This window comes from Halorubrum sp. Ea1 (genome assembly GCF_002252965.1).
In the GTDB taxonomy this organism is placed as follows: domain Archaea; phylum Halobacteriota; class Halobacteria; order Halobacteriales; family Haloferacaceae; genus Halorubrum.
Genome location: NZ_NHPG01000117.1, coordinates 41463 through 59556, shown reverse-complemented (window position 1 = coordinate 59556; position 18094 = coordinate 41463). Strand labels below are relative to the sequence as shown.

Below are 18094 nucleotides of genomic sequence, written 5' to 3'. Positions count from 1 at the left end.
CGGTGGAATTTAAACCACCACGCCGCATACGGACCGTAACGAGATGGCGAGTGACGCTCGCGACGACGCCGGGGACCGCTTCGAGGCCCTCCGGCGGCGGCTCTCTCGAACGTGGGAGATACTGCGGGGGTCGGAACTCGATGTCCGCTCCTTCCGCCCGGGCGAGGACGGCCCGCTCGCCGACTTCACGGTGCCGGAGGGCGAGCGCGAGGTCGACCGCTACTGGGTGAACGCCCCGTACGCGTACGTCGTGATCACCTACGACGACGCCGAGAGCGAGCACCGGTACTACGCGGTCGAGCCGGACCTCGACGAGTTCGAGCGCGACCTCCTCGACCGCGTCGTCGACGACATCCGCGATCCACTGCTGTACCGCGAGGGGACCGGCAAGACCGACGAGGAGACGCTTCGGAAGGAGCTGCAGGCGTTGTTGGAGGGGTACGGCGTCGAGGCCGACATGGCGACGTTCCACGCGCTCGCGTACTACCTCTACCGTGACTTCCGCGGCTACGGGAAGGTCGACCCCCTACTGAACGACCGCCACATCGAGGACGTCTCCTGTGACGGGTACGACCTCCCGATCTTCGTCTACCACGACGACTACACCGACATCGAGACGAACGTCTCGTTCGCGAAGGGCGAGCTCGACAACTACGTCATCCGGCTCGCTCAACAGTCCGGCCGCCACGTCTCCGTCGGCGACCCGATCGTGGAGACGACGCTGCCGGACGGCTCCCGCGCCGAGCTCGCGCTCGGCGAGGAGGTGACCCCCCGCGGCTCCGCGTTCACGATCCGCCAGTACGCGGAGGACCCGTTCACGCCGATCGACCTCGTGGAGTACGGCACCTTCTCGGTCGAGCAGATGGCGTACTTCTGGCTCTGTATCGAGCACAACAAGAGCCTCATCTTCGCCGGCGGCACCGCCTCGGGGAAGACCACCTCGATGAACGCGGTGTCGATGTTCGTCCCGCCGCGCGCGAAGGTGCTCACCATCGAGGACACCCGCGAGCTCTCCCTCTACCACGACAACTGGCTCTCCTCGGTCACCCGCGAGCGCCGCTACGAGGGGACCGACATCGACATGTACGACCTGCTCCGCTCGGCGCTGCGCCACCGCCCCGAGTACATCGTCGTCGGCGAGGTGCGCGGCGACGAGGCGATCACGCTGTTCCAGGCGATGAACACGGGTCACACCACCTTCTCGACGATGCACGCCGACTCGATCGAGACGGTGATAAACCGGCTGGAGAACGAGCCGATCAACGTGCCGCGCGCGATGGTGCAGTCGCTCGACATGCTCTCGATCCAGACGCTGACCCGCTCCGGCGACCAGCGCGTCCGGCGCGCGAAGACGATCGGCGAGATCGGCGGCATCGACCAGCGGACCGGCGAGCTCGACTACTCCTCCGCGTTCGAGTGGGACGCCGAGACCGACGAGTTCCGCCGCAACGACTCGTCGCTCATGGACGAGATCGCCGACGAGCGCGGCTGGTCCCGCTCCGAGCTGCTCCGCGAGATCCGGCGCCGCGAGCGCTTCCTGGAGCTGCTCCGCGCGCTCGGCATCACGGACTACCGGACGTTCACGGCCCTCGTCAACGAGTACTACGCCGACCCCGACCGCGTGATGAACCGGCTAACGGAGCGGGCGGCGGACGCCGAGGGCGCCGCTGTGCCGGACGAGGCGACCGCGCCGGACGACGGGCGTGGGCCGGCCGGTACGACTACGCCGGACGACGGGCGGGGGCCGGCCGATACGACTACGCCGGACGACGGGCGTGGGCCGGCCGGGGACGAGACGGAGTCGCCCGGAGTCGGAGACCCGCCGCGATGATCGCTTCGCTCCCGCTGTTCGCCGCGCTCGGACTTTGTTTGGCGCTGCTGTTACCGGTCGTCTCCCGCCGCGTCGACCTGTTGGTCACTCGGGTCGCGCTGTCGCTGTTCGGCGACTATGTCGCGGAGGACGGCCCCCGGCGACGGCGCCAGCGCGACCTGTTGCACGCCGCCCACGTCGCTGGGACCCACCGGGCGTACGCCTCTCGGACGCTGCTGTACGCCGGCGCGCTCGGCGTCGCGGGGAGCGTGCTCGGGGTGTACGCGGCCGCCGCGCTCCTCTCCGCGCTCGACGTCGGCGCGGAGGCGATCCGCGCGGCGCTGCCGGGGTCGCTCTCCTTCCTCGCCGGCGTCGCGGGGCTGGCGACGCTCGATCTCCCGGGGCTGTTCCTCTTGCTCACCTTCGCCTCGGCGACGCTCGGCTCCGCGCTCGCGGCCGGCACCTACTACGGGCGGTGGGAGCTGCTGAGCCAACGGGCGCACGCCCGAGCCGCCGAGATCGACGCCACTCTCCCGCGGACGGTCGCGTTCATGTACGCGCTCTCGCGGTCGGGGATGGCGTTCCCGCGTGTGATGGACACGCTCGCGGAGAACGAGGCGGTGTACGGCGAGGCGGCCACGGAGCTGTCGGTCGCCGTCCGCGACATGAACGCGTTCGGTACCGACGCCCTGACCGCGCTCCAGCGCACCGCGCGCCGGACGCCGAGCGACGACCTGGCCGACTTCTCTGAGAACCTCGCCTCGGTCCTCGGCACCGGACAGTCGATCTCGGCGTTCCTCGCGGACCAGTACGAGCTGTACCAGGCGGAGGCCGAGTCGAAACAGGAGCGCTACCTTGAGCTGCTGTCGACGTTCGCGGAGGCGTACGTCACGGCCCTCGTCGCCGGGCCGCTCTTCTTCATCACCATCCTCGTCGTCATCGGCCTCGTGCTGGAGGACACGCTCCCGCTGCTCCGCGTCGTCGTCTACCTCGGCGTCCCGCTGGCGACGTTCGGGTTCGTCGTCTACGTCGACAGCGTGACGCAGGGGGTAGGCGGAACGGAGAGCGTCGACCTCTCGGAGCCGGCCGACGACAGCGCGACCGGCGTGACCGGCGACATCGGGGGCGGCGAAACCGCTCCCGGCGGTCAGAGCGACGGCCGACTCACGGGGACCGACGGCGCGGGAAGCGCGGCGACGGCCGAAGCCCGATCCGACGGCGGCGTCGCCGAGGGGACCGAGAGCGACCCGGGCGGCGCCGGCGGGGTCGCGGGCGAGGCCGACCGCTGGGCCGTCAGCCGGGAGCGGCTCCGGGCGTACGACCGAGTCCGGCGACTGCGACGGTGGGCCGCGTCGCCAGTCGAGAACGCGGTCGAGGCCCCGTGGACGTCGTTCCTCCTGACCGTGCCGCTCGCGGTCCTCGGGCTGCTCGCCTTCGCCTTCCCGGTCACGCTCGGGTCGCCGACCGAGATGGTCGCGCAGATCGAGACGCCGATCGTCGTCGCGACGGCGTTCGTCCTCGCGGTCTACGCGGTCGTCTACGAGGTCCGGAAGCGGCGCGTCCGCCGGATCGAGTCGTCGGTGCCCGACTTCCTCGACCGCCTCGCGAGCGTCAACGAGGCCGGTACCTCCGTCGTCGGGAGCGTCCGGCGCGTCGCCGACTCGAACCTCGAGGAGCTGACGGCCGACCTGAAGCGCACCCGCCGCGACATCAACTGGGGCGCCGACGTGAGCACCGCGCTCCGCCGGTTGGAGCGCCGGGTCCGATCGCCGATGACCTCCCGGGCCGTGGCGCTGGTGACGAACGCGATGCACGCGAGCGGCGACATCGGGCCCGTGCTCCGGATCGCGGCCGACGAGTCGCGAGCGACGTGGTCGCTCCGCCGGGAGCGCCGGCAGGTCATGCTCACGTACCTCATCGTGATCTACATCTCCTTCCTCGTCTTCCTCGGGATCATCACCGCGCTGTCCGTCTCCTTCATCCCGGCCATCGAGGAGGCCGCGATCCCGAGCGGCGGCGGGGCGGGCACCGTTCCCGGCGCGCCGAGCGGCCCGACCGGGATCACCGACGGTCTCGGCGACATCGACGCGTTCGCCTACGAGCAGCTGTTCTTCCACGCCGCGGCCGTGCAGGCCGTCTGCTCCGGGATCGTCGCCGGCCAGCTCGGCGAGGGCTCGGTCAGGGACGGGGTGAAACACGTGGTCGTCCTCCTCGCGCTGACGCTCCTCACCTTCGCCGTCATCGGCATGGTGTGACGGGACGCGCGTCGGGCAGCCCTCTCTCGCCGGGTCGTCTCCCCGCCGGACCGCCCTCTCTCGCCGGACCGCCAGTCACCGGAGCTATGTCGCTCGGCGCCGACCGACCGGCATGGAAACGGACCCGCAGTCGACGTACGACCGCATCGCCGCGCACTTCGCGAAGACCCGCGAGTACGCGTGGCCGGAGGTCGAGTCGTTCCTGGACGGTCGGTCGGCGACGCGCGCGCTCGACGTCGGCTGCGGCAACGGCCGCCACGCGGAGCTGCTCGCCGCCCGCGCGGAGTCGGTCGTCGGTATCGACCTGAGCCGAGCGCTCCTGCGCGAGGCGGCGACGCGGGCCCGCGAGCGCGACTTCGCCGACGCGCTGGACCTCGTTCACGGCGACGCCGCCGCCCTCCCGATCGCCGACGACGCGGTCGGGCTCGCCACGTACGTCGCCACGCTCCACCACCTCTCGCCCCGCGCCGCCCGCGTTCGAAGCCTCGACGAACTCGCGCGGGTCCTCGCGCCGGGCGGGGTCGCGCTCGTGAGCGCGTGGAGCACCGCCCACGACCGCTTCGACCGGACGGAGGGGTTCGACACGACCGTCGACTGGACGCTCCCCGGCGGCGAGACGGTCCCGCGGTATTATCACGTCTACGCGCCCGACGAGTTCGACGCCGATATCGATAACAGCCGGCTCTCAGTCGTCGAATCGACCGTCTCCAGCGGGAACTGCTACGCCGTGGTCACGGGACCTCGCCCCTAATTATCACGACGGATACCGCGGGGAGAGGTTTAAAGCATCGGTGCCGCGGCCGTCGAGTCAATGAGTTCGACTCGCCTCGATCGCCTCCTCCGGCGCCTGAGTCCAGGCGCGATCACTCGGAGCTACCTCGCCAAGTTCGCGGTCGTCGTGATCCTCGTCGTCCTGGCCATCGGCGCCGTCGGCGCGGTCACCTACGCGGAGACGACGGACCGCCTGGAGGCCAACGCCCAACAGGACTACACCGCGGTCGCTGAGTTGAGCGCCACGGAGATCGACGTGTGGACCAGCGATCACCGCTCGATCGCCAGAGAGACGGCCGACAGCGACGCCTTCGGGTTCACGAGAGAGCCCGAAGAGGTGGAGAGCTATCTCACCTCGCAGCTCTCGTGGCAGCCCGACGAGATCGTCGCCTTCCACTACGTCAACCGGCAGGAAGGCACGCTGATCGCCTCGACCGACCACGAGCGCGGCACCGCGATCACCGAGACGAACTGGCTCAACGACGGTCTCCTGATCGGCGAGGACACCTACACGTCGCCGACGTACGAGGTGGACGACGAGCGGCACGTCTCGTACGTCGCGTACACGCCGCGGCGCAACTACTTCGTCATGGAGGTGTCGCTCGCGTCGATCGTCGGAGACCTCCGGCAGCCGACCGACGGCTCGTTCACCACTATCGTCCAGTCCGACGGCGTGATCGGGGCCAGCGACCGCGAGGGGACCGTGGCCGAACCGTACGCCGACGAGGTGCGGGACGCGATGATCTCCGGCTCCGCGGTCGGTCACGTGTCGTCGGCGACCTTCGAGTTCACCGACGACGCCGAGTACTTCGTCGCGTACGCACCGGTCCCCTCGGAGGACTGGTACGTCGCCGTCCACGTCCCCCTCGCGGAGGCGTACGCGCTCTCCGGGATGATCGGCCGGAACCTGCTGCTCATCGTCGGCGTCGCGGTCGTCGGGCTCGGTCTGTTGGGCGCGACGCTCGGCCGCGGCACCGTCGCGGAGCTGAACCGACTCACTCGGAAGGCGCGGGCGCTGGAGAGCGGCGACCTCGACGTCGGATTCGACACCGAGCGCCGCGACGAGTTCGGCGACCTCTACGGCGCGTTCTCGACGATGCGCGACTCGCTCGGCGAGCAGATCGAGTCGGCCGAGACGCAGAAGCGGCGGGCCGAGGACGCCAAGGCCGAGAGCGAGGCGTTCGCGGAGCGGCTGGAGTCGCGCGCGGCGGCGTTCGGCGCGACGATGGACGATTGCGCCGACGGCGACCTCACCGCCCGACTCGACGTCGAGCCCGACGATCCGGACGCGCTCGCCGACATCGCCGACGGGTTCAACGACGCGATGGACGAGCTGGAGGGGGCCATCGCGGAGGTGGACGCCTTCGCCGGGCAGGTCGCGGCCCGGAGCGAGGCGGTCACCGACGGCGCGGACGAGGTCGCCGCCGCGGGCCGGGAGACGAGCGACGCGGTCGACGAGATCTCGGCCGGCGCGGAGCGACAGAGTCGGCGGCTCTCGGAGGTCGCCGGCGAGATGGAGGACATGTCCGCCACGGTCGAGGAGGTCGCCGCCTCCGCCGATCAGGTCGCGACCACCTCCAGAGAGGCGAACGCGGTCACCGAGGAGGGCCGCGAGGCCACGGCCGCGGCGGTCGCGGAGCTGCACGACGTCGAGGAGCGCTCGGAGTCGGCGACCGAGACGATCGAGCGCCTCGAAGCGGAGATGGCGGAGGTGGACGCGATCGTCGAGACGATCTCGGAGATCGCCGACCAGACGAACCTGCTGGCGCTGAACGCGTCGATCGAGGCGGCGCGGGCGGGCGAGGCGGGCTCCGGCTTCGCCGTCGTCGCCGAGGAGGTGAAGGCGCTCGCGGAGGAGACGCAGTCGTCCGCGGCCGAGGTCGAGGCGCTGATCGACGGGCTCCGCGAGCGCACCGACGAGAGCGTCGCGGAGATGTCGCGGATCCGCGAGGGGGTCGACGCCGGCGTCGACACGGTCGAGACCGCGGACGACGCCCTGAGCGAGGTCGCGACGCGGGTGGCCGAGGCCGACGACGGCGTCCAGGAGATCTCCGGCGCGATGGACGCGCAGGCGTCGTCGGTCAACGAGGTCACCGGTGCCGTCGACGACTTGGCCGGCGTCAGCCAGCAGACGACCGCGGAGGCGACCACGGTCGCGTCGACCGCCGAGGAGCAGGCCGCAACGCTCGGCGACGTCTCCGAGCAGGCCCACGCGCTCACCGAGCGCGCCCGGGACCTGCGCCGGATGACCGAGGGGTTCGAGGTGGACGGCGAGCGCGACGTCGGCGACGGGAAGACCGATCTCGGCGTATTCGACGACAGCGACCGCGACGCCGACAGCGACCGCGACGCCGACACCGACTTCGACTTCGGGATGACCGATTCCGGCCAGTCGGTGAGCGCCGACGGAGGGACGGACGAGGCGAGGGAGCCGGGGCTCGTCGACGGATCGTTGAACGCGAACGCAGAAGAGTAATCGCGCCGGTTACCGCGACGCTCGGCTCACGGCTCAGTCGGCCACGGTCTCGTGGCCGGCATCCGCGTCGTCCGCGAGCGGCGTCGCGATCTTGTACGCCGCGTAGAGGCCGAGCACCGCGATGCCGGCCAGCACGACGCCCGTCCGAATCTGCGGCGAGATCAGCGGCGTCGCCACGACCTCGCCCGCCTCGTTAGTGATCGGGACGGGGCTGTAGGGCGCGCCGGCGAGGATCTCGACGATCCCCATGCCGACGAGTCCGAGCAGCATCAGTCCCGCGCTCAGCGCCATCGCCGCCTTGTCGATGATGTCAGTCATTGGGTGTCACCTCTTAACCGAGCAGGTAGCGGAGTTTCGGGTGTTGCTTGACGACGTCGAGCTTCTCGATGAGCGCGTCGAGGCCGTAGTAGCGCCCGGCCGACAGCATGATCACGGTGATGAACAGCAGCAGCCCCATGAAGTCGCTGTTGACCAGCCCGTGACCGAAGCCGGCGTTGCCGACCCAGAACAGGACCATGAAGATGACCCCGCCGAAGGCGGCCAGCCGAGTGAACGCGCCCGCTATCAGCGCCAGCCCGATCAGCGTCTCGAACAGGGGCACGCCCGGCTCGATGAGCCACGCGAGGTTGCTCCCCATCCAGACGGGGATGCCGCCCAACACGGTGTCGGTCATTTCCTGCATGTACATCGGGCCGTAGGTGTATGACAGCCCGTCCTCGATGAGTTTCGTGACGCCGGCGTGGAAGAACCACCATCCGGTCACCACGCGTAGGAAGGCGATCCAGTACGCCGCCCACGGACCGTCAAGCGCGAACTCGACCTCGTCGACCAGTGGATTTCCTGATTGGTATGACATCGTGCTCACCTCACGGATGAACGTTGAGTGGCAGCCCGTATATTCCCCCAACCGGCTTCTAACTCCCTGAAAAGCGTTCTAAGCGTACGGGAACGGCCCGCGATATTGTGGTGTTTTAAGTACTATCTGCCGCTCGGAACCACATCGGGCCCCGAGATATCCGTCCGGCGTCGGGAACACGGAACGTTTATTGGATTCGTTCGGCCTACGTCTACACGCGTCAGCGACGGACGCACCCACGCGCGCCGGTGGTCTAGTGGTAGGACCTGAGCCTTCCAAGCTCATGGCCCGGGTTCAAATCCCGGCCGGCGCATTTCTCGAACGAAGTGAGAGAAATCGCCGAGAGGGATTTGAACCCTGGAAGTCGCAGCCCGCGCAGCGAACGAAGTGAGCGAGCAGGACCGTCTTCCTCTGGTTCATAATCCCGGCCGGCGCACTCCCTTCGGTCGTGCGCCGCCCGTACCCTCGCTCGCTCACGCTGTTCGCTCGCGAGGGTCCCGGCCGGCGCATTTCTCGAACGAAGTGAGAGAAATCGCCGAAGGGGTTTGAACCCTATCAGTCGGGGTTGCTTCGCTCAGTACCGATCGCATCGCCGTCAGGACCTGGACCCGCTTCACGACGTTCGTGAATCGTATACTCGCCCGCCGGGACGGAAACGCGATAGGCCGACCGGCACTCGCTGGTCGCCGAATCGTCCGTCTTGTCCACCCAGTACACGTCCCATCGACAGGACTCGCGCGAGAACGTGATGACGGAAAACCCCCAGTGGGAGCCGTCGGAGAGCGCGAACTCCGGGAGGAATCCGGTAGCGGACAGGTAGTCGGCCGCCCGCGACGTCGACACGCTCCTGACGAGCCACGAGACGAACCGTCCGAACTCGCGTCCCAGTCCGACCCGCTGCCCGATCTCGGTGGCTCTTTCGCGGGGATTGACGCTCGTCACGCTCGGCGTCATGAACTCGACGCCGACCGGCGTGTCGCCCTGCCGTTCGTTCCGGAGGCGAGCGGCCAGCGTCATGTGCATGTCCCCGGTCAGCGTCACGACGTTCGTGTCACCCCGTTCTCGGACCGCGGTGAGGGTGTCGACGATCTCCCGTCGTTCGGACTCGAACCCGCTCCAGGCGTCTTCCCAGAAGATGAACCCCTTGCCCAGGAAGTAGAGTCGTTTGAACAGCACCGCGTTGGCCCACGCCGTCCACACCGTCTCGCTCTCGCGGAAGGTCTCGCGCAGCCACCCGCGCTGGGCCTCCCCGAGCATCGTCCGCGAGGGGTCCGGCTCGGACCACGGGTCGAGCAGCTCCGCCGGCCACGACCGCGGTTCGCTTCTGAAAAGCCGCTCGTCCGTCAGCGCGAGCGTGACGAGGTCGCCGAACCGCAGGCTCCGATACAGGTCGAACGACTCGTGAAGGCGGTCCGCGCTCGGGTCGTACTCGATGCGTCCGGGGACGAACTCCCACCACGCTTGGATCCCGACGGCGGTGAGGTACCGCGTGAACTCCGGGACGTCGCCGCACGGGTGGTCGGGGAACACCGGTGCGCCGGCGTCGTAGTCCCAGTACCGGTCGTTGGCGATGGCGTGATCGTCCCACGTCTGAATCACGGTGTGGCGCTCGTGAAGTCGCTGGAGGTGGCGATCGGTCTTGTACGTCTCGTAGATGCGCCGGAAGTCGTCGAGACTCATCGGGCGCGTGCCGCTGTCCGGGAGCTCGATCCGTCGGTCCGGGTACGGGCCACCGACGCCCCCCGGGTCGCCCTCGGCGACGTGTTCGTAGATGTAGTCGCCGAGATGCAACACGAAGTCGACGTCCGTCTCCGCGAGCCGCGCCATCGCGCCGAAGTAGCCGTTCTGGTAGTCCTGACAGTTCAGCACTCCGAACCGAACTGACTCGGGTTCGCCGTCCTCGGCCGGCAGCGTCCGACACCGACCGGTGTTGCTCCGTACTCCGCGGTAGACGAACCGATAGTAATAGACCGAGTCCGCGTCGACGGCGTCGTGATCGAGGTCGACGCGAACGGTGTAGTTGTCGGGCGGTTTGACCCCCGGGCCGTCGAACTCGAATACCCTGGGGTCGTCTTCGAAAGACGGGTCAGTCGCGACCTCGAGGCACAGCGATTCCGACGGGTCGTATCGCTCGGGATTGATTCGAGTCCAGAGGATGACCGACTCCGGGGTCGGACCACCGCTGGCTACCGACTGGGGGAACACGTCGGCGGGTTCGGCCTCCGTCAGACCGCCGTCGTCCTCGGGTGTGCTATCGAGTTCGGTGAGCTCGGCCGCCCTGACGGGCTGCCGAATCGTGACGTTCGACATATCGTGTTGTGAGCCGGTCTGGTTGCTCGTCCGCTGACACTAACACTTGTTACCAATAACCTCATATCATTAATTTGTAACCCCTCTTCACAATCGCTGGCCACGTTTCTACGACACTGGGCCGCACGTCGATACGAGTCGAAGCAGCGTCCATCCGCAGCATACCACCGGCTACCGCCGATGGTCGCTTCGTCAATTCATTCATGTTTTCGAGAAGAAATTTGTTATGTTATTACGTAACATGTTAGGATATGGCAACCTATACTGAGGGGAACGGCGCGACCGAGAGCGAGGAGAGCGGACCAGTCGATCAGGACGTCGAAGAGGCGGGCAAACTGAGGAAGGTCGAGGCGTACGCGAACACGTGGTACAGTGTATCCGTCGGACAAGCGATCGTCGTGAGCGGCGTCCTCCTCACGCTTTCGGCCGTCGCTGCCTCAATAGAGAGCCTGAACTTGATCGCGGAGGGTGTCGGCGTTCCGTTCGACGTGTACCTGTACGGATTCTTCGGAGCGATGGCCAGGTCCCTCCTCGCTTTCGTCACCGACGTCGACCCGGACACGGACGACGTGGCGTACGTTCACCGGTCGTGGATCCAAGTCGTGCGCTTGGGACTCCGTCCGGTTGGGGCGCTCTGTCTGGCCGCGGGGATCTATCTCGCTCACGGCGCGGTGGACGACGCACTCTCCTTTACTCTCGCTTCACCGGACGCGATATTCGCCGGGCTCGCTTTCGTTGCGGGCTTCTACGTGGAGCGCGTTTATCAGGTCCTCGGGACGGTCGCCAAACAGTTGCTTAGCTTGACCGAGGAAAGCAACGGCGAGTCGGCAGCGACAACGGACGATGAACCGTTCAGTATCCTCCCCGCGGGAAGACGACCCGACGAACCCCGTTGGTACCGCGACCGTCGAAGTCTCCTGTTGTTCGGACTCGGACTGGTGCTGCTCGCTATCGGCGTCGTCACATCGCTCGGCGAGAACGTACTCCCGTTCGTGGGGCCGGTCGCGGAGCCGGTTCCGTCGTACGTCTACCTGTACGCGTTGCTGGGGTCGCTGGGCTACCTCTTCACGACGCTGTTCAGAGAGTTCGACAGGAGTCTCCTCTCCCTCCTGCAGAATGGCATCCGCGTGCCCGCGGCGCTGTTGCTGGCAGCGGGTCTCTACATGTTCTCGTTCCTCTTCACCGACAGCGCTACGACGGCCACCGGACTCATTTCCGGCCTCGCGTTCTTAGTCGGACTCTACGTGAACGTGGCGCTCGTCACCTTGGATACGATCGCTTCGCGGGTGTTGTCGAAATTCAGCGACGAGTCGACGTGAGCGCCGGGTACGGCGAGCGTCATCGACATCCGGGGAAAGTGAGGGTGAACTACACGGTCGGCGACCTCTCGCGCTGACGACAGCCCGCGGCGGTCCGCGTACACGGGTCGGGTGACCGCCTCATCCGACCCCCGTGGCGCTTAATGCGTTCGGATTTCCGGGCCCCGTAACGGACGCACCCTCGCTGCTGTCGACCCGACGAACCGAGCGGGCTCGCCGCTCTCGGACGCGTCAGGACGCTCGTCTTGCGCGCGGGCGCATATCTCTCGATCGATTCCCTCGCATCGTCTCGAGGGACGACGCCGTCGAACCGCTCACTCGCCGGTCGCCCGTCGAGTTTCCGCGACGTAGACGCCTCCACCGAGCGCGGCGGCGAGCCCGACGACGGCGTAGTGGTAGCGAAACGCGAGTCGGAGCGACCGCTGCGACAGGGTAAAGCCGCCGAAAGCGGCCGCGGTGAGCCGGTCGCCGACCGCCGGGACGGCCAGCAACGCTTCGAGCGTCCGCTGACCCGTGTAGAACGCGAGCTGATTCCACGGGAGCAACAGCCCGGACACGACGTACACCGCGACGAGCGGCGCCGCCAGCAGGCCACCGATCGCGTAGATCGGTCTGTACGCGAGGCCGAGCCCCACGGCGAGCGGCACCGTCAGGGCCGCGGCGACCGCGAGGATCACTCGAACCGCCTCTACCGTTCCGCCGGACGCCGGGACCAGCAGGAGCAGCACGTCGAGACACAGGATCGCGCCGACGAGTCCGGCGAGCGACCGCCCCGCCCACCGGAGGGAACCGCTGCGCTCGGAGGACCACTGCATGTCTCGATGTCGGACCGCGATCGGCCTATACGTTGTGTTCCGCGACCCGCCGGTGTCTACGCGACCCGCTCAGTCAGTCCTGAAGATCCGATAGGCGCTCCCGAGCCCGAGGAGGAGCCACGCGGTCCCGAACAGCCGCCGCCCGTCGACTAGGGCGACGCCGCCGATGACGAACCACCCGGCGGCGATCAGCACCCAGAGGGTCTGTTCCGTGGAGAGCAGCGGCCCGGACAGCGGGGAGGTGGCGCTCATCACTTCCGCGTTGGACCCTCCCGGACAAGAGTTTGATCCCGTCGACGGCCGCCGGACGAGAGCCGCTCAGACGCGCGGTCAGGCGGCGTTCGAGCGGGGTAGAGGCCCGCCGACCGCGCGTCGACCCGGCGCCGCTCGGGCGCGGATCACAGACTCGCTCCGCCGTCGACCCAGACCGTCTCGCCGGTCACGTAGCTCGCCCCGTCGGAGGCGAGGTAGAGGTACGCGTCACGCAGGTCCGCGGGCGTGCCGGCGCGGGACGGGAGGCCGCCGGATCCGTCGATGTCGCGCGCCTCGTCGGCCCAGCCCTCCCGGATCTCGGTGGCGATCGGCCCCGGCGCGACCGCGTTCACCCTGATCCCGTAGCCGTCGAGTTCGAGCGCCGCGCTTCGGGTGAGCATCTGTATGCCGCCCTTCGTCGCCGCGTAGTGCGAGTGATCGCGCTCCGCGCGCTCGGCCGTCGTCGACGACGTGTTCACGATCGTTCCCTCGGCGCCGCGATTGATCATGTCCCGTGCCGCCAGTTGCGTGCCGAAGAACGCGCCCTTGAGATTGACGCCGTGGACGAAATCGAAGTCTTCCGGGGTGACGTCGAGGAACTCGCGGCTGCGGTGGACGCCGGCGTTGTTCACCATCACGTCGACCCCGCCGAACTCGCGGGCCGCCTCGACCACCGTCTCGATCTGGGCGGGGTCGGAGACGTCGGTCTCGACGAACGTCGCGATCCCGCCGCGCTCCTCGATGGCCTCGTGCGTCGGCGTCTCGGCGCCGACGTCCTTCGGATCCTTCCGGACGTCGGCGTTGATCACGGTCGCGCCCGCGTCGCCGAACGCGGTCGCGACCGCGCGGCCGATGCCGCTCGATCCGCCCGTGACCACGACCGTCTCGTCGGCGAAGTCCGCGTCGATAGTTCCCATACTGGCCGTCCGGTGCTGCGGATCAAAAAGGATCGGTATCGCGGGCTCCCGAGCGACGACTCTTCACGGGAACCTCCGAGGAGCCACGGGAGCCTCGGGGACCTCCGGGGAGCCCCGGTCGCCCCCGGGGAGCCCCGGCCGAACCGACTCAGTCGTCGTCGGCCGCGGTCGCCTCGGGCTCGACCTCGCGGCCCGGGTCCTCGCGCGGGCCGCCGGCGTGTCCCTCGTGGGCGACCGCGGTCGCCATGAGGTCGGGGGAGATGGCGGGTACCTCGTCGGCGTCGACGGGGCCGTCGCGGGCGATCTCCTCCGTCGAGCGCGGGAACTCGCGGAGCTCCTTGTGGAGCGCGATCCCGGCCTTCGCGCCCTGTCCCATCGCGACGGGGACCTGATTGTGACCGGGCGTCACGTCGCCGACCGCGTAGACGCCGTCGACGCTCGTGCGGCCGTGGTCGTCGACGTCGACCTCGCCGCCATCCGTGAGGTCACAGCCGAGCCCCTCCGCGAGCGCGGTGTTGTAGTCGGAGCCGTACATCGGGAAGCCGCCGCGGTACTCGCGGCGGGTCCCGTCCTCGAACTCCATCGCCTCCAGCCAGCCGGAGTCGGGGTCGTTCTCGACGCCGGCGACGTCCTCGTGGACGACGTCAACCGGGTGGGCCTCCAGTCGGGCTGCCGTCTCCTCGCTCCACGTCGGCTCCGCGCCGCGGGTCAGGAGGTCCACGTCGTCGGTCACGTTCAGCATGATCATCGCGACGTGGGCCGCCGCCTCGCCGTGGCCCATCACGTACACCGGCTCGTCGACGAACATGTACGCGTCGCAGTGGAGACACCAGTGGAGCCCCTTCGCGTTCCGCGGGAGCGGCGGGTCGGGGCGCTCGTCGGAGAACCCGGTCGCGAGGACGACGCGGTCCGCGACGATCTCGGCGTCGCTCGTCGTCAGCCGGAAGCGGCCGTCGTCGGTCTCGACCGCGTCGGTGACGAAGCCGCGCTCGAAGGTGCCGCCGTACGACTGGACCTGCTCGCGGCCGGTCGCGAGGAGTTCGTTGCCGGAGGTCTCCTCAGTGATCCCGATCACGTTGTGGGTGTCCGCCATCATCGCCGCGCGGCCGCCGCCCCTGTCGATGAGCACCGTCTCGTGGCCCAGTCGGGCCCCGTACAGCGCGGTCGTCAGCCCGGCCGGCCCGCCGCCGACCACAGCGATCTCGTACTCGTCGTCGGACGAACTCATTACCGGTAGTAGGCGACGCGTCGGTTTAAATGGCGTCGTGCTGTGCGCGGTCCGCGGCCAGCCCGGTAGGCATCGCTTACCCGGTTCGAGTCGCCCGAATACGCGGGACCCCCGGAAGCTTATTATGGTCCGTCGCCTCCGGTGTGCCAGTGCCATCGCGACTCGCCGCCGCTCTCGTCCTCCTCGCCGTCGGAGTCGCCGCCGACGTGGCGTCCACGTACGTCGCGATCGGCGGCGGCCAGTACGTCGAGGGCTCCCCGGTCGGCGCCGCCCTCATCGCCGCCTTCGGACTCGTTCCCGGGATGATCCTCACCAAGGCCGCGGGGATGGTCGTCATCGGGATCCCCGTCGCGGTCGCGGGCGGGACCCGGCGGCTCGTCGCGACGCTGATGTGCGCCGGCGTCGGTCTCCTCTCGCTCGCGACCGCCGCGCGGAACGTCCTGCTCCTCGTCGGGCTCTGGCCGTGACGCGGGGCGCTCCCTCCGGGGCGGCCGGCCCGTCCGGACCTCACTTCCCCTGATACAGTCGCTCGGCGGTGCGCTCCGGGAGCCCGGCGTCGGCGATCGCCTCGCTCACGCGGTCGACGTCGTACGGGACCCGTTCGAGCGTGACGTCGTCCGTCGCCGCGTCAAGCACGGCGTACCCGGCGGCCGGGTCGCCGTCGCGCGGCTGGCCGACGCTGCCGGGATTGACGACGACGCCGCCGGCGACCGACCGCTTCCCCTGCACGTGCGTGTGCCCGAGGACGATCCCGTCGTAGTCGCCCATGTGGCGGTCCAGGTTCGGGAACTCCTCGGGGTAGACGTAGGCGTCCTCGCGCCCGGCCGCCGGGTGCGAGTGGACCAGCAGGTACCGCCCGCCCGCGAACGTCTCGGCGCGCGGGAGCCCGTCGAGCCACGCGAGCTGGTCGTCGGAGAGCGTCGCTTTCGCGTGTTCGAGCCCGGCCTCGGCCATGCGGTTCGCGCGGTACCGCTCCGGGGACTCGACGGTGCGGTCGTGGTTCCCCCTGACCGTCTTCGAGGCGACTTCGCGCACGCGCTCGACGCACTCGGCCGGCCACGGGTTGTACCCGATCACGTCGCCGGCGCAGACGATCCGGTCGACCGCGGGCATGTCGTCGAGGACCGCTTCGAGCGCCGGGAGGTTCGCGTGGACGTCCGAGATGAGCCCCACCTTCATCGAGTCGACGTACGGGAGCGACGCCGGAATAGGTTCGGTCTGTACGAGGCGTGAAAAGGTGTTGAGCGAGGGAGCGTCTGAGATGTCGATCGGTTATACGTTGTCGACGACGGATCGGCGGTGGACGCCTCCGGAGCTCCGACCGCTCGCTTATAAATCGTTAGTAACGGATCGACGGTGAACGCCTCCAAAGCCCCAGCCGCTCGCTTATAAATCGTTAGTAACGGATCGACGGTGAACGCCTCCAAAGCCCCAGCCGCGAGGCGGGCGCACGCTCGCTGTGCTCCTCACTCGGTCGCTCACTTCGTTCGCTCCCTCGTTGCGGTGCTTCCGTCGCCTGCGCCCGCCTCGCGGCTGCCCCTTTGAGTCCCTCCCCGCACAGCACCGCACCTCACGCCTCCCCAACCTCGCGGTTCGCGCTCTTCGAGCGCTCACCGCGTCCCTCGCACGCGCTCCTCGTGGCCTTTCGGCCACTCGGAGGCGCGCGCCACCGCAGATCAGTTTATAAGCAATTCACGCAGAGACGCGGTGAGCCGTCGACGCGGAACCCGTTCCGCAACGGCATCTTATAAGCCGCCGGGGGCGGAACGGTCTCGGTAATGCTACAGGGGGTCAACGTCGCGCTCGGCGTCTCGGGGAGCATCGCGGCGGTGAAGGTCGTCGAACTCGCTCACGAGCTGCGCCGGCAGGGCGCGAGCGTGCGCGCCGTCATGTCCCCGGCGGCGACGAACATCGTCCACCCGTGGGCGGTCGACTTCGCGACCGACGAGCCCGTCGTCACCGAGATCACCGGCGACGTCGAACACGTGGAGCTGTGCGGCCGCGACGGGTGGGCCGACGTGCTCCTGCTCGCGCCCGCGACCGCCAACACCGCCGGGAAGGTCGCGGCCGCGATCGACGACACGCCCGTGACGACCTGCGCGACGACCGCGCTCGGCGCGGACGTGCCGGTCGTGATGGCGCCGGCGATGCACGAGCCGATGTACGACCACCCGGGCGTGCTGGAGGCGCTCGACCGCCTGGAGGCGTGGGACGTGACGTTCGCGGACCCCCGGATCGAGGAGGGGAAGGCGAAGGTCGCCGACGAGGCGGAGATCGTCACCGAGGTCGCCCGCGCGACGACCCCCCACTCGCTGTCGGGCGCGCACGTCGTCGTCACCGCCGGGGCGACGAAGGAGCGTATCGACCCGATCCGGATCCTGACGAACCGGGCGTCGGGGAAGACGGGGCGGGCGGTCGCCCGTGCGCTCTACGTCCGCGGCGCGAAGGTGACGCTCGTGCAGGACGGCCCGGACGTCCCCTACGCCGACGTCGTCGCCGTCGAGACCGCCGACGAGATGATGCGGGCGTGCCGACAGACGGCGGCCACGGCGGACGCGCTGGTCTCGGCGGCGGCCATCTCCGACTTCACCGCCGACGCGGTCGACCAGAAGATCCGGTCTGGGTCGCCGCTCTCCGTGGACCTCCGGCCGACGCCGAAGCTCATCGACTCGGTGCGGGAGGCGTACCCCGACCTACCGATCGTCGGGTTCAAGGCCGAGACGTCGGGCGACGACGCGGCGATGATCGCGGAGGCAGAGCGGATCCGCGACCGCGTCGACCTCGCGTTCGTGGTCGCCAACGACGCGGGCGTGATGGGCGACGACGAGACGCGGGTCCTCCTCGTCGGCGGCGAGGGGACGGAGCCGGAGGCGGCGGTCGGCTCGAAAGACGACGTGGCCGGGCGGATCGCCGACCGACTCTCGGTCGCGCTCGGGCGGCGTTCGAACGCGTAACGGCCGCGCTCGGCCGTGACATCGCCGACGGCGGAGCCGGCAATTCGTTCGATATCGGCTGGGATACAAACTGTTTTGAGGCGGTAGGGAAAGGATCCCGATAGAGATTCCCATGTGCATAGAGACGGTGG

15 protein-coding genes and 1 tRNA gene are annotated in these 18094 nt (G+C 69.1%); 8 read left to right on the top strand and 8 right to left on the bottom strand.

Annotated features, from left to right (window positions below):
* Positions 1–43 precede the first annotated feature (43 nt).
* The 4 genes from DJ73_RS14600 to DJ73_RS14585 all read left to right on the top strand — a co-directional run bounded on the left by DJ73_RS14600 (position 44) and on the right by DJ73_RS14585 (position 7312).
* On the top strand, positions 44–1831 hold the full coding sequence (locus DJ73_RS14600; protein ID WP_094558320.1) for a type II/IV secretion system ATPase subunit: 1788 nt from the start codon (positions 44–46) through the stop codon (positions 1829–1831).
* Entirely contained in the window at positions 1828–4065 is a 2238-nt protein-coding gene (locus DJ73_RS14595; RefSeq protein WP_094558319.1) for a type II secretion system F family protein, read from the top strand. Before DJ73_RS14600 ends, DJ73_RS14595 begins: the two co-directional genes overlap by 4 nt.
* 112 nt (positions 4066–4177) lie before the next feature.
* Complete coding sequence (locus tag DJ73_RS14590) at positions 4178–4816, top strand: class I SAM-dependent methyltransferase (protein ID WP_094558318.1); 639 nt, start codon at positions 4178–4180, stop codon at positions 4814–4816.
* A gap of 60 nt (positions 4817–4876) precedes the next feature.
* Positions 4877–7312, top strand: a complete 2436-nt coding sequence (locus DJ73_RS14585) for a methyl-accepting chemotaxis protein (RefSeq protein ID WP_094558317.1) — start codon at positions 4877–4879, stop codon at positions 7310–7312.
* Between the two features lie 33 nt (positions 7313–7345).
* Here DJ73_RS14585 and DJ73_RS14580 read toward each other — a convergent pair whose 3' ends face one another.
* Positions 7346–7630 carry a hypothetical protein gene (locus DJ73_RS14580; protein WP_094558316.1) on the bottom strand — a complete coding sequence of 95 codons (285 nt, stop codon included), beginning with the start codon at positions 7628–7630 and terminating at the stop codon, positions 7346–7348.
* Between the two features lie 13 nt (positions 7631–7643).
* Complete coding sequence (locus DJ73_RS14575) at positions 7644–8168, bottom strand: DoxX family protein (protein WP_094523870.1); 525 nt, start codon at positions 8166–8168, stop codon at positions 7644–7646.
* A 242-nt stretch (positions 8169–8410) separates the two neighbouring features.
* Here DJ73_RS14575 and DJ73_RS14570 point away from each other — a divergent pair.
* Positions 8411–8481: transfer RNA gene (locus DJ73_RS14570), tRNA-Gly, on the top strand.
* Between the two features lie 242 nt (positions 8482–8723).
* Here DJ73_RS14570 and DJ73_RS14565 read toward each other — a convergent pair.
* Positions 8724–10478 carry an alkaline phosphatase gene (locus tag DJ73_RS14565; RefSeq protein WP_094558315.1) on the bottom strand — a complete coding sequence of 585 codons (1755 nt, stop codon included), beginning with the start codon at positions 10476–10478 and terminating at the stop codon, positions 8724–8726.
* A 251-nt stretch (positions 10479–10729) separates the two neighbouring features.
* Between DJ73_RS14565 and DJ73_RS14560 the strand changes: the two genes are divergently transcribed.
* Positions 10730–11797 carry a hypothetical protein gene (locus DJ73_RS14560; RefSeq protein ID WP_094523868.1) on the top strand — a complete coding sequence of 356 codons (1068 nt, stop codon included), beginning with the start codon at positions 10730–10732 and terminating at the stop codon, positions 11795–11797.
* Positions 11798–12111: 314 nt separating this feature from the next.
* Here the strand turns inward: DJ73_RS14560 and DJ73_RS14555 are convergent, their stop codons facing one another.
* The 4 genes from DJ73_RS14555 to DJ73_RS14540 all read right to left on the bottom strand — a co-directional run bounded on the left by DJ73_RS14555 (position 12112) and on the right by DJ73_RS14540 (position 15009).
* Complete coding sequence (locus tag DJ73_RS14555) at positions 12112–12612, bottom strand: hypothetical protein (protein ID WP_094558314.1); 501 nt, start codon at positions 12610–12612, stop codon at positions 12112–12114.
* A gap of 69 nt (positions 12613–12681) precedes the next feature.
* Positions 12682–12864: a hypothetical protein gene (locus DJ73_RS14550; RefSeq protein WP_094523866.1), complete on the bottom strand. Its 183-nt coding sequence runs from the start codon at positions 12862–12864 to the stop codon at positions 12682–12684.
* Positions 12865–13010: 146 nt separating this feature from the next.
* Complete coding sequence (locus tag DJ73_RS14545; RefSeq protein WP_094523865.1) at positions 13011–13781, bottom strand: SDR family NAD(P)-dependent oxidoreductase; 771 nt, start codon at positions 13779–13781, stop codon at positions 13011–13013.
* Positions 13782–13929: 148 nt separating this feature from the next.
* Positions 13930–15009 (bottom strand): NAD(P)/FAD-dependent oxidoreductase, encoded by a 1080-nt coding sequence (locus tag DJ73_RS14540; protein ID WP_094523864.1) that lies wholly within the window; start codon positions 15007–15009, stop codon positions 13930–13932.
* Between the two features lie 149 nt (positions 15010–15158).
* Between DJ73_RS14540 and DJ73_RS14535 the strand changes: the two genes are divergently transcribed.
* Positions 15159–15476 (top strand): hypothetical protein, encoded by a 318-nt coding sequence (locus tag DJ73_RS14535; protein WP_094558313.1) that lies wholly within the window; start codon positions 15159–15161, stop codon positions 15474–15476.
* 40 nt (positions 15477–15516) lie between these two features.
* On the opposite strand, the gene DJ73_RS14530 is transcribed toward DJ73_RS14535, so the two are convergent.
* Positions 15517–16188 carry a metallophosphoesterase gene (locus tag DJ73_RS14530; protein ID WP_094558312.1) on the bottom strand — a complete coding sequence of 224 codons (672 nt, stop codon included), beginning with the start codon at positions 16186–16188 and terminating at the stop codon, positions 15517–15519.
* A gap of 599 nt (positions 16189–16787) precedes the next feature.
* Between DJ73_RS14530 and coaBC the strand changes: the two genes are divergently transcribed.
* Positions 16788–17963, top strand: coding sequence for a bifunctional phosphopantothenoylcysteine decarboxylase/phosphopantothenate--cysteine ligase CoaBC (coaBC, locus tag DJ73_RS14520; RefSeq protein WP_094558310.1), 1176 nt, complete (start codon positions 16788–16790; stop codon positions 17961–17963).
* Positions 17964–18094: the final 131 nt, after the last annotated feature.

Coding starts and splice junctions, on each gene's coding strand:
- DJ73_RS14600 (WP_094558320.1), top strand. CDS start 44: ATGGCGAGTGACGCTCGCGACGACGCCGGGGACCGCTTCGAGGCCCTC.
- DJ73_RS14575 (WP_094523870.1), bottom strand. CDS start 8,168: ATGTCATACCAATCAGGAAATCCACTGGTCGACGAGGTCGAGTTCGCG.
- DJ73_RS14545 (WP_094523865.1), bottom strand. CDS start 13,781: ATGGGAACTATCGACGCGGACTTCGCCGACGAGACGGTCGTGGTCACG.
- DJ73_RS14530 (WP_094558312.1), bottom strand. CDS start 16,188: ATGAAGGTGGGGCTCATCTCGGACGTCCACGCGAACCTCCCGGCGCTC.
- DJ73_RS14555 (WP_094558314.1), bottom strand. CDS start 12,612: ATGCAGTGGTCCTCCGAGCGCAGCGGTTCCCTCCGGTGGGCGGGGCGG.
- DJ73_RS14550 (WP_094523866.1), bottom strand. CDS start 12,864: ATGAGCGCCACCTCCCCGCTGTCCGGGCCGCTGCTCTCCACGGAACAG.
- DJ73_RS14590 (WP_094558318.1), top strand. CDS start 4,178: ATGGAAACGGACCCGCAGTCGACGTACGACCGCATCGCCGCGCACTTC.
- coaBC (WP_094558310.1), top strand. CDS start 16,788: ATGCTACAGGGGGTCAACGTCGCGCTCGGCGTCTCGGGGAGCATCGCG.
- DJ73_RS14585 (WP_094558317.1), top strand. CDS start 4,877: ATGAGTTCGACTCGCCTCGATCGCCTCCTCCGGCGCCTGAGTCCAGGC.
- DJ73_RS14560 (WP_094523868.1), top strand. CDS start 10,730: ATGGCAACCTATACTGAGGGGAACGGCGCGACCGAGAGCGAGGAGAGC.
- DJ73_RS14595 (WP_094558319.1), top strand. CDS start 1,828: ATGATCGCTTCGCTCCCGCTGTTCGCCGCGCTCGGACTTTGTTTGGCG.
- DJ73_RS14540 (WP_094523864.1), bottom strand. CDS start 15,009: ATGAGTTCGTCCGACGACGAGTACGAGATCGCTGTGGTCGGCGGCGGG.
- DJ73_RS14565 (WP_094558315.1), bottom strand. CDS start 10,478: ATGTCGAACGTCACGATTCGGCAGCCCGTCAGGGCGGCCGAGCTCACC.
- DJ73_RS14580 (WP_094558316.1), bottom strand. CDS start 7,630: ATGACTGACATCATCGACAAGGCGGCGATGGCGCTGAGCGCGGGACTG.